The organism is Halobacillus sp. BBL2006, assembly GCF_000786645.1.
Classification (GTDB): domain Bacteria; phylum Bacillota; class Bacilli; order Bacillales; family Halobacillaceae; genus Halobacillus.
Map to the genome: position 1 here is coordinate 1 of NZ_JRNX01000211.1, position 10,430 is coordinate 10,430.

The following is a 10,430-nucleotide window of genomic DNA, read 5'->3' on the forward strand; positions in this document are numbered from 1 at the left end:
CAGCCAATTTCGTATTGAGTGATTCCCGTCGCTTCTGAAATCAGTTCTGCAGTTTTCTTCAGTTGATCGGGATAAGGGTCTCCCCCTTCAAGAATCTTCATTGGAAGACTGTGAGCAGAAACGATCAAGCACGCTTTCTGCTTTTCTTCTTCGGTCATTTTTGCGTACTCATCATTAATCTTTTCTTTCCAGTAGTCGATAAAGCCTTCAGCATCATACCAACTTTCAACGGAACGAATGGTGATCCCATGCTTGTCCGCTTCTTCCTGCGCACGTCCATTATAGGATTTCACACTGTACGTAGAGTAATGAGGGGCAAGAACGATCGATACCGCTTCTTCAATGCCGTCCTTCGCCATTTGCTCGACTGCATCCTCAACGAATGGTTCGATGTGCTTCAACCCTAAGTATAGTTTGAATTCGACTTCATCCTGAAGTTCATTCAACTCTGCTGCCAATGCTTCTCCCTGGTCATCCGTGATACGTGCTAAAGGAGAAATACCTCCGATAGCGTCGTACCGATCTCGTAAATCCTGAAGCATTTCATCTGAAGGCTTGCGGCCTCTGCGGATGTGAGTGTAATATCTTTCTAAATCTTCTTCCTTATAAGGTGTTCCGTAGGCCATGACTAGAAGGCCCATTTGTTTTTTTGCCATACTTGTTCACCTCTTATCTAGTTTTTGAGTAGTCATGAATCAAGTGCGTCAATCGCTTCAACGTTTCTGGTTGAATATCAGGAGTGACCCCATGCCCTAGATTGAAAATATGAGCAGGATGCTGTCTTCCTTCGTCTATAATACGCTTGGCACGCTCTTCAATCACGTTCCAATCGGCCAGCAATGTAGACGGGTCGAGATTCCCTTGGAGAGGTTTGGTAATTCCGTGCTCTCGTGCTTCTGTAATGGACATTCTCCAGTCAAGACCTAGCACGTCGACTGGAAGTTCATTCCACTCCATAGCAAGGTGACGCGCACCTACACCGAATAAAATCAACGGCACACCCTCTTGTTTCAATTCGCTGAAGATCCGCTCCATCACAGGCTTGATATACGTACGATAATCAGCCACGTTCAAGGCACCAACCCAAGAATCAAAGATTTGGATTGCGCTTGCTCCAGCCGCAACTTGCGCACGGGCATATGTGATCACCATATCAGCCAGTTTCTCCATTAAAGAGAACCACGTCATCGGCTCGCTGTACATAAGGGCTTTCGTTTTATTGTAATTCTTTGAAGGTCCGCCCTCAATCATATAGCTCGCAAGCGTGAAAGGCGCCCCGCTGAAGCCAATTAAAGGAACGTTCAACTGTTCTTTCGTAAGCAGGCGAATCGTGTCCAATACGTAAGGAACATCAGACTCCGGATCGATGGTTCCCAATTTTTCAATATCCGCTTTTGTACGAGTCGGGTTGTGAATCACCGGTCCGATTCCTTTTTTGATTTCCACATCGACACCAATTGCCGGAAGCGGCGACATGATATCTTTGTAAAGAATCGCAGCGTCTACTCCGTATTGTTCGACTGGCAAACGGGTGACATAAGCGCAGAGCTCCGGCTCATGAGTGATCTCAAACAACGAATACTTCTCTTTCAATTTGCGATATTCAGGCTGAGATCTTCCTGCCTGACGCATGAACCATACTGGTGTATGGTCAGTCTTCTCTCCACGAAAAGCTCGTAAAATCGTATCATTCTCAATTTTGTTCATGATTACATACTCCTTTATTCACGATCATCAATCATCCGTTATCCACTATACCGATTTATGAACGTTCTGTATAGAACATTGGATCATTTGTCACGATATTGTTCATTTTTTCACAGGTCCCACCTTAGGGTCACGGAATTGGATGGGGTCCCTTCTGCACCTGTCAGTGGATCGTAAGGCACGACGTAGTACGTTGTCTGATCAAAGATGCCGAACGCACTGACCTTGTAGCTTCCTTCCCCGGTCACTTCCCCTACGTTTACATCTTCTCCTTCTTCTTGCCTGTAGATACGATAAACCACTCGCTCGTCACTTGATGGCGTCCATTGAAGTGTGCCTCTTAAGAGCGCCAGGCCAGATAAACTGAGCTTACCTTCTAAATCAGTGATGACAGGCAAATCGATCGGTTCAGGTAAACTCTTGACGTCTTTTGGTTTAGAAAATGATGCCGTCAAATTTTTCTGCTGATCAATTCTAGTCAAAATGCTTTTCATCATTCTAGTTGGATAAGAGCTTCCCCCTTCTAAGTACTGCTCATTCCCGTTGCGGTCATACCCCATCCATAAAACACCAACATACTCTGGTGTGTAGCCTGCGAACCAAACATCTGAATTACCATCGGCTGACGGTAGTTGATTTGTTCCGGTCTTACCAGCCAGCGCTTTAGAGTAGTCCCCAGCGCTGGCGGTTCCTTTTTGTACAGTTGTTTGCAGCATTTCTGTCATGTACCAGGCGGTTTGTTTATCAAACACCTGCTTTTCTTCAAAATTGTGTTCATGAATGACCTCGCCGTCTCTGTTTTCAATAGAACGTATAGTATAACCCTCTACCCTTTTCCCTTCATGGGCAAAACTACTGTATGCTTCTGTCAATTGTAGAGGTGAATACCCTTCTGACAGTCCTCCTAAGGCAATAGCAAGTCCTTTATCGTCAGTAGACAGTCCCAGTTTCTTCAAATATTCTTTGGAATAATTGATACCGATCCGGTCGAGCAGCCAGACAGCTGACACATTCTTAGATTCCACAAGCGCTTCATATAAGGAAACCTTTCCCTCATATTCATCATTATAATTAGAAGGAGAATACCCTTTCCCAGAAGAAGTTTCAAAGGATTGCTTTTCATCTGAAAGCAGAGTGAAAGGGTCATAATCTTTTCGCATCAATGCCGGTCCATAGACAGCTAAAGGCTTGATGACTGAAGCAGGCGGGTGTTTGGCCATCACTCGATTAACTTCGCCATGCTTGAAATCTCGTCCACCGACAGCAGCTACCAATGCTCCCGTCTTATGATCCATCAATGTCATAGCCCCTTCTGCCTCACCTTGGGATACCGGGGCAAACTCACCGTTTTTTATTTGTTCCGCTGCGATCTTCTGTATTACTGGATCCATTTCCACAACGATTCTGTATCCACCACGCTTTAATTCTTCTCTTGAAATGTGATAGTTTTCAGCAGCTTCATCGATCACTAGGTCGACATAGCTGATTGACCACGTCTCATTCGATTCCTCGCCCTCTTCCGTTCCAAGCGTCGCCCCTTGGAAACTGAGCATTTTTTCGGTTTCCAAAGATCCAATTGCAGCCATCCTCGCTAACACTAGGTTTCTCCGCTGCTTCGCTTCCTCGGGATGATCGAAAGGGGAGTAACTGTTTGGGGCTTTAGGAAGACCAGCGAGTAAAGCCGCTTGAGGAACAGTAAGATCAGAAACGGAAACATTGAAATAGTGTTGAGCAGCTGCTTCAATGCCATAGGCACCTTCCCCGAAATAAATACGATTTAAATATAATTCCATAATCTCATCTTTTGTATATTTACGTTCTAAATATTTGGCTGCCATCACTTCTTTGGTTTTTCTCATCAGCGTCTTATCATTCGATAGGAAAAGGTTTTTGGCAAGCTGCTGAGTAATGGTGCTTCCACCTTCGACTTTTTCCATGGCAATGATATCTCTGTAGACAGCTCTTGCAATCGATTTGAAATCGACACCTGAATGTTCATAGAAGCGAGAATCCTCGATAGCAATAAAAGCATTACGGACGTGTTCAGGAATCTGGTCGATGGATACAATCTTCCTGTTCTTCGTATAGATCCGCTCAATGATTTTCCCATCTTCCGTTTCTACAGTCGTCATTTCGTCCAAAACCAATTCTTTTTGATCAACAACAAACCGCCCGCCGAAGATGATTGTTCCATAGCCAAGAATCGCCAGTAGGAAAATGATTCCTATAATGATTCCCGGCCATTTCAAATGTTTGGTCCACGAGGGACGGCGTTTCATAATTTCTTTGATGTTCAACTCTTGTGCATCCTTTCTGATCGATCCCTTCAAACTTGCTACATACTAGTCTCAATTGCTACACTAAAAATAACGCAGGAAAGGAGACATCCCTATGAAGGTTTCGATGACAAATGGTACATTAAATTACTTAACTAAGTTAAACCAAAAACATCAAGATGCTCACTTACTTTTCATGCAAGACCAGGATAAAACCGTCGCTTATTATGAAGGCGATCAAACGTCCATATTTGAAGAGGGACGCGATTATGAGGTCGTAGATTCAGTCGGCGATATGCAGCCTAAAGGCTTTGTTGTCATGAACAATATCCCTGTCAGCGATGAAGGTCGTCCGGTATTTGAGGACCGCTTCAAGCAAAGAGCTGGAAATGTAGAGAACATGGAAGGATTTCAAGCCATCCGTATCCTCCGCCCTCTTAAAGGAAATACGTACGTAGTATTGACACAATGGAGGAACGCCCAGGACTTTGAAGATTGGAAGAACTCAAAATCATTTGAACAAGCCCATAAAAATTCTGGCCCTAAGCATCACAAAAAGCCTTCATTCATTGATGGAGATGCCTATATTACAAAATACCGTATGGTTCAACCAGAAGAGTAAAGGAAAAGTGAGCGGCATCCGGCCGCTCACTTTTTTATTCTTCCGAAGACTCAGGATTGTCTTTCAATACTTCCTGATGGAAGAAATCATCGAAAGCGGAAACATTCTGTTCACCTGAAATTCGGGCCACTTCTTCTCCATTTTCATAGTGTACAATTGTAGGTGTTCCTTCTATTCCATACTCTTGCCAAAGAGACTCAAACTCCAGCAAATTTAATTTCTTCATATCTATTCCTAATTCCTGTGTCATAGGTACAACCACAGGAGTGGTGCGCTGACAATGAACACAAGTCGGGCTATAGAAATAAACCGTCGTCGGCTCTCCAGAATTGATTTCTTCTTCTAATTTATCCGGTGTAATCTGATTTTGATACATTGGATCGTCTAACTGATCAATGGTCGCTTGGTCTAGCGTGTCTTTTCCATAAGGGTTGTCTGCTGTCTTTTGTGAATTTTGATAATTTACAACAAAGATGAGGACGGCGATCAGAACAGCAAGCCCCGTACCAAAAATAATCATTTTCTTCTTCATGCTTCAGAGCTCCTTTTTTTCATAATCAACATGAAATGTGTAATAAAAATAATAATAAACGCTAGTCCTGCCAAAAAAGGAATCGTTACAAAACCGAAGTAATTGATATACTGGACGTTGCACGGGACAAGTCCGCACGTTCCTCCTTCAGATAAAGCAGGCACCTTTTGTATCGAATAATGGTAGATTGACACAAACATTCCAATACCGCTAAGCAGGATACCAGGAAAAGCGATGTCCACTTTTTTCTTCACCAATGCAGCCCCATAGATGAATATGAGTGGGTACATAAGAATTCTCTGATACCAGCATAGTTCGCATGGTTCATACTTGAGCACCTCAGAAAAGAACAAGCTCCCTGCTGTTGCCACAAGTGCTGCTGCCCATGTTATGAATAAGTAGGTTTCGTGATTTGATTTCATAAGCTATAATCCTTTCTACCTCTCCCATGTGCTATTATACTAGGTAATGTTTTGAATACAAAATACTTTCCCTGACAATTGAATGATTCTTTTTATTTGTCATAGAAATGACAAAAAGCCACACAGCAAGGTGGCTTTTTGGAGTTATGATTTTTTTAACAACTGATTACGATGGGCATACACAGCTGCTTGTGTGCGGTCTTGGACTCCCAGTTTACTCAATACATTACTTACATGGGTCTTAACCGTTTTTATTCCTATATATAGATGTTCACCGATTTCCTGATTCGTCATCCCTTCCCCAATACACAGGAGAACTTCCAATTCCCTCTTTGTCAATTCCTCATGAGGTTTCTTCTCTTTACGGAGTCGTGTCATCATTTTGGTAGCTACTTTTGGTTCAATAACGTTTTCCCCTTGATAAGCTTTTCGAATGGCTTCAGCAATTTCATCAGCTGAAGAAGTTTTCAACATATAACTGAAAGCACCTGCTTCAAGTGCCGGGAAGACTTTCTCATCATCATAAAAGCTGGTAAGAATGATGATCTTACAATCTTCTGTTTTCATAATTTCTTCCGTTGCTTCAATCCCTGTTCCCTGGTCCATGATTAAGTCCATCAGAACGACGTCCGGTTTTATTTCTTTCACTAATTCTGCACCTTTAAATCCACTAGAAGCTTCCCCTACCACCTCTAAGTCATCCTCAGTATCAAGGTAAGCGATAATTCCTTTACGCACCACATCGTGATCATCAATGACTGCTACACGTATCATGTAGACTCCTCCTCAGTTTGTAAGAGTATCGGAACCCTAATATCAATATGAGTTCCTTCTCCTTCTCTAGAACGGATGGTAAACTCACCGCCGATTTCTTCACAACGTTCTTTCATCGTTTTTAATCCGTAGGACGCTTTGTTCCCTTTTTTCTCATCAGGGTCAAAGCCAGCTCCATTGTCAGATATATGTAAGAACATCTCTCCCTTTGAATGATTGAGACCAATCTTTACCTCTGTTGCATTTGCATGACGAAGGATATTGGAAAGAGCTTCTTGGACAACTCTAAACAACTGTTCTTCCGTAGTTCTCGACATTTCCTCCATCTCTTCCATCTGGACTTGAAAATGCAAAGGACATTTTTGTTTAAGCTCCTCAATTAATGAAGATATCCCTTCTGTCAGTGGTTCTCCAGACAAATGGACCGGCCGTAAATGAAGAAGCAGTGCCCGCATTTCTGTCTGGGCTTGCAGAGCCATTTGAGTGATTTCTTCCAACTGTTCTCTGGCCTTGACGGGGTTTTTATCGAATACTTTTCTTGCTGCTTGAGCCATCATCGTTAAGGCAAACAATTGCTGACTGACAGCATCATGTAAATCTCTGGCCAGTCTCTGACGTTCCTCGATCGTTGCCGCTTTATGCGCAGACCGGGCTAGGTCGGCTTTTTCATCAGCCAGCTTCAAGAGAGACTCTTTCTGCTGCTTGAGCTTTTCTCCAAGTTCATTCAGTTCATCCCCGAGTCCTGCAACCTCGTCGTTCTCATTGAAGTAGATCTTTGATGAAAATTCTCCTCTAGACAGCTGGGTGATCATTGTCGATATATAATCAAAGCGTTGCTTCATATCCCCGCTTGACTTAAAACCGGCATAGAGGGACATAAAAAAACCGATAATGATGTAAGACAGTATGAAAAACAAGATCGCCCCCGGGCTTAACCACTCAGGCTCAAACCACACGTGAATGGAGAGAAGAACAGCCAATAATATAAATGTATTCAGTATAAGCCCGTACAAATGTGATCTTATATACATGTAACGGATGCTATTCAACTGTTTCAGCATGCGCCCTCCCCCTTCTACACATGGTCAACTTTAATTGAGCCGATTCTGAAATCAATATAAAGCGATAATTTTCTTGAAGCAGAACCGTAATCCTCTGTCTCATAGACAAGTTCTCTTTTGAATCCGCTCGCGTTTTGATTTCCTACCTGAATATCGCCGGTTTTTATTTTAGCTTCCACTCGAAAAGGGACATTCTTCGGAATCAGCATTTTCACATCGCCAATCCATCCTTTAACTTGAATGGGGGTATCCCCGTCAGGAATAAAAGCTTTTGTGAAATCAAATTGATAATCTCCAATGCCATTCCACAACTCCATAGGCTCTACTTTCCAGTTGTCTTTCTTAAATTCCTGACTACCGATTGTCATCCGACTTTGTTTTGGGTTTCTATTATTCTTAAACTTTTGTGTATTGGATTTTGAGTTTGAATCAAAATGATATTCGAACCTTTTTTTGTGTTTATTACCACCAAGAAAAATACTAAATCCAATGTAAATGAATAGCAGTGGCCAAAGCATCAGGACGTCACCTAGGTGAAACCCAATTATTTCGAAACGATTCATTAGAAGAAGTCCACCCAAAATAGTTAAGAATGACCCCAAAACCCAGGATCCTCCTTCCTGGACCAGGGAATCCAACCATAATTTCAGTCCTAACCCAACTAATAAAACAGGATAAATATTCTCCCAAGTTAAGCTCATTTCCAGGGAAATAATGTCTAAATTAGACAAAAGTAAAATAACTCCGACCAATACGAGAGTTATCGCTAAAATAATATTTACAATTCCTTTTTTCATATTTATCACCCTCTTCATTCCTAAGACTATTTATTCTATACTAGCCGCAAAATCCCTTTTATCATTCCAAAATTCACTTTTATACCTTACTCACATCATACAGCGAGTGCCAACATATAGAAACGAGCTTGAGACGGTTCAAGTCTCAGTCTCAAGACCGACTTCTTTTTATACGTCTGATGTTTAAAGACCAAACATCGGGGAATATCTATATTGTGTCAATTTTTATAAGGAGGATGTTAGGATATGGATGAAAAAATGAAAGCATTAATCGATGGTCTAAACGAAGATTTGGCGAACGAATATGCCGCTTCGATCATGTACACATATAATGCGGCAGTTGTAACTGGTTTATATCGTTCCGTATTAAAACCGTTCTTCGAGAGCGAAGTCGAGGATGAGCAGGGTCACGCTCTCTACTTAGCTGAAAAAATCAGTACGCTGGGTGGAACTCCGACAACATCTCCTGCAGAAGTCAAACAATTAACTGAAGTGAAGCCGATGCTTGAAGAAGCGATGGAAGCAGAGCGTCAAACGATCGTGCGCTATGAAGAGCGAAAAGTGCAAGCGGAAGACTTAGGTTTGACTGAGCTCTCTGTAAAACTTGACGATATGATTGCTGACGAAACAGGTCACATGGAAGAAATCGGTCGTCTACTCAAAGACTCTCGTTTATACGATCAATAAACTATTCAAACAGTCGCTATTTCGATAGCGGCTGTTTTTATTATCTCTATTCTAAGCACTGCCGTTTCTGTAAGTTATTCAACATAAGTGCAGGATTGTGGAAGACTAAGATTCGAGATATTTGTGTGTGGAATAAGGGGCGTAGGGGAAGGAGTCGTTTTCCCCGTCACCATCCTCGTAACTCAAAGTCTCGAAACTGAGTCTTACGGAATAGGGAGCTTTAACGGAATAAGAAACAGCTTTTATTTTGGTAATTGTCAGATATATTTGAGAATAATACCGACATGTATTACACTTTATTCAACCATTTTGAAAGAGGAGGAACATACATGTGGGAAACGATTTTCCAAGCGATTGATGACCAATACAACCAAATGGTCGAGACAAGACGCTACCTACACCAATATCCCGAAGTATCGTTTAAAGAAGAGAAAACGGCTCAGTTCATCATAGATACATACGAAAGATTAGGTCTTCCTTATCAAAGTGAGGTAGGCGGAAATGGAGTGATTGCTACTCTGGAAGGTGGGAAACCTGGTAAAACGGTAGTTTTAAGAGCAGATTTTGATGCTCTCCCTATCCAAGAAGAAAATGAGGTTTCCTACAAATCTCTGAACGATGGAGCCATGCATGCGTGCGGCCATGACGGTCATACAGCTGCACTTTTAGGCTTGGCTGAAGCTTTAGTTCCATTTAAAGAGCAAATCCCAGGAACCATTGTGTTCCTCCATCAGCATGCAGAAGAATATGCCCCAGGTGGAGCGAAACCAATTCTTGAGACTGGACTTTTAGATCATGTGGATGCAGTCTTCGGTACACATATTTGGGTGAACACTCCCACCGGTGTCATTCAAACTTCTAAGGGTCCCTTCATGGCAGGAGCGGACCGATTTGAAATTAGAATTCAAGGAAAAGGCGGCCACGGAGCACAACCCCACCAAACCAAAGATGCGATTGTGATTGCTTCTCAACTTGTCACCTCCCTTCAACAGGTGGTGAGCCGCAGGGTAGACCCTTTGAAAACCGCCGTTCTTTCCGTTGGAACATTTGAAGCCGGTCATACATTCAACATCATTGCTGATTCAGCTGAAATGACAGGCACCGTCCGCACATTTGATAATGAGGTTCAAGAACTTATCATCGAAGAAATGGAAAAAATCGTCAAAGGGACATGCACAGGGTATGATGCCGAATACGAATTCAATTATTATAAAGGCTATCCACCAGTTGTTAACCACGAAGCGGAAGCCGAGATGATATTAAAACGTTCGCATGAAGCAGATGCATCCTTAAAGACGGAAGAAATCGAACCGGTCATGGCTGGGGAAGATTTTGCTTATTATTTACTTAATAAACCAGGTGCTTTTTACTTTACCGGAGGTCAAATCCCAGACCATTATTACCCTCATCATCACCCGAAATTCGACTTTGATGAACGAGCTTTAAACCATGCAGCGAAAACGTTAATCCAAGCTTACCGCAGCTATCAAGAACAAGCAGATTAATTACTCAAATCAAGCGGAGACGGCAGGCATTCATCGTCGTCTCCCCT

The 10,430-nt window shown here is 42.5% G+C and carries 11 protein-coding genes; 3 read left to right on the forward strand and 8 right to left on the reverse strand.

What is annotated here, in order from left to right:
• The 3 genes from hemH to LD39_RS07270 form a co-directional block, all read right to left on the reverse strand.
• Positions 1–656, reverse strand: a 656-nt coding sequence (gene hemH / locus LD39_RS07260; RefSeq protein ID WP_035544605.1) for a ferrochelatase, incomplete at its 3' end; no start/stop codon positions are given.
• A gap of 13 nt (positions 657–669) precedes the next feature.
• A complete protein-coding gene (gene hemE / locus LD39_RS07265) occupies positions 670–1,707 on the reverse strand; it encodes a uroporphyrinogen decarboxylase (protein WP_035544607.1) in 1,038 nt (345 codons plus the stop codon).
• Between the two features lie 110 nt (positions 1,708–1,817).
• Positions 1,818–4,004, reverse strand: coding sequence for a transglycosylase domain-containing protein (locus tag LD39_RS07270; protein ID WP_231572528.1), 2,187 nt, complete (start codon positions 4,002–4,004; stop codon positions 1,818–1,820).
• 94 nt (positions 4,005–4,098) lie between these two features.
• Between LD39_RS07270 and LD39_RS07275 the strand changes: the two genes are divergently transcribed.
• Entirely contained in the window at positions 4,099–4,605 is a 507-nt protein-coding gene (locus LD39_RS07275) for an antibiotic biosynthesis monooxygenase (RefSeq protein WP_035544610.1), read from the forward strand.
• Positions 4,606–4,639: 34 nt separating this feature from the next.
• Here LD39_RS07275 and LD39_RS07280 read toward each other — a convergent pair whose 3' ends face one another.
• The 5 genes from LD39_RS07280 to liaF form a co-directional block, all read right to left on the reverse strand.
• Positions 4,640–5,137, reverse strand: a complete 498-nt coding sequence (locus tag LD39_RS07280; RefSeq protein WP_035544611.1) for a co-chaperone YbbN — start codon at positions 5,135–5,137, stop codon at positions 4,640–4,642.
• Positions 5,134–5,559, reverse strand: coding sequence for a disulfide oxidoreductase (locus LD39_RS07285; protein WP_035544613.1), 426 nt, complete (start codon positions 5,557–5,559; stop codon positions 5,134–5,136). The genes LD39_RS07280 and LD39_RS07285 overlap by 4 nt, the downstream gene beginning before the upstream one ends.
• A 144-nt stretch (positions 5,560–5,703) precedes the next feature.
• Positions 5,704–6,333, reverse strand: a complete 630-nt coding sequence (locus LD39_RS07290) for a response regulator transcription factor (RefSeq protein ID WP_035544615.1) — start codon at positions 6,331–6,333, stop codon at positions 5,704–5,706.
• Positions 6,330–7,394 carry a sensor histidine kinase gene (locus LD39_RS07295; protein WP_035544618.1) on the reverse strand — a complete coding sequence of 355 codons (1,065 nt, stop codon included), beginning with the start codon at positions 7,392–7,394 and terminating at the stop codon, positions 6,330–6,332. The genes LD39_RS07290 and LD39_RS07295 overlap by 4 nt, the downstream gene beginning before the upstream one ends.
• 14 nt (positions 7,395–7,408) lie before the next feature.
• Positions 7,409–8,191, reverse strand: coding sequence for a cell wall-active antibiotics response protein LiaF (liaF, locus tag LD39_RS07300; protein WP_035544620.1), 783 nt, complete (start codon positions 8,189–8,191; stop codon positions 7,409–7,411).
• A gap of 246 nt (positions 8,192–8,437) precedes the next feature.
• On the opposite strand from liaF, the gene LD39_RS07305 reads away from it, so the two are divergent.
• The gene (locus tag LD39_RS07305; protein ID WP_035544622.1) at positions 8,438–8,878 is read left to right on the forward strand and encodes a ferritin-like domain-containing protein; all 441 of its coding nucleotides are present in this window, start codon (positions 8,438–8,440) and stop codon (positions 8,876–8,878) included.
• A gap of 329 nt (positions 8,879–9,207) precedes the next feature.
• Complete coding sequence (locus tag LD39_RS07310) at positions 9,208–10,383, forward strand: M20 family metallopeptidase (RefSeq protein ID WP_035544624.1); 1,176 nt, start codon at positions 9,208–9,210, stop codon at positions 10,381–10,383.
• Positions 10,384–10,430 lie beyond the last annotated feature (47 nt).

What these genes read in the sequence shown, in the direction of transcription:
- hemE (WP_035544607.1), bottom strand. Translation starts at nt 1,707, where the DNA reads ATGAACAAAATTGAGAATGATACGATTTTACGAGCTTTTCGTGGAGAG.
- LD39_RS07275 (WP_035544610.1), top strand. Translation starts at nt 4,099, where the DNA reads ATGAAGGTTTCGATGACAAATGGTACATTAAATTACTTAACTAAGTTA.
- LD39_RS07280 (WP_035544611.1), bottom strand. Translation starts at nt 5,137, where the DNA reads ATGAAGAAGAAAATGATTATTTTTGGTACGGGGCTTGCTGTTCTGATC.
- LD39_RS07285 (WP_035544613.1), bottom strand. Translation starts at nt 5,559, where the DNA reads ATGAAATCAAATCACGAAACCTACTTATTCATAACATGGGCAGCAGCA.
- LD39_RS07290 (WP_035544615.1), bottom strand. Translation starts at nt 6,333, where the DNA reads ATGATACGTGTAGCAGTCATTGATGATCACGATGTGGTGCGTAAAGGA.
- LD39_RS07295 (WP_035544618.1), bottom strand. Translation starts at nt 7,394, where the DNA reads ATGCTGAAACAGTTGAATAGCATCCGTTACATGTATATAAGATCACAT.
- liaF (WP_035544620.1), bottom strand. Translation starts at nt 8,191, where the DNA reads ATGAAAAAAGGAATTGTAAATATTATTTTAGCGATAACTCTCGTATTG.
- LD39_RS07305 (WP_035544622.1), top strand. Translation starts at nt 8,438, where the DNA reads ATGGATGAAAAAATGAAAGCATTAATCGATGGTCTAAACGAAGATTTG.
- LD39_RS07310 (WP_035544624.1), top strand. Translation starts at nt 9,208, where the DNA reads ATGTGGGAAACGATTTTCCAAGCGATTGATGACCAATACAACCAAATG.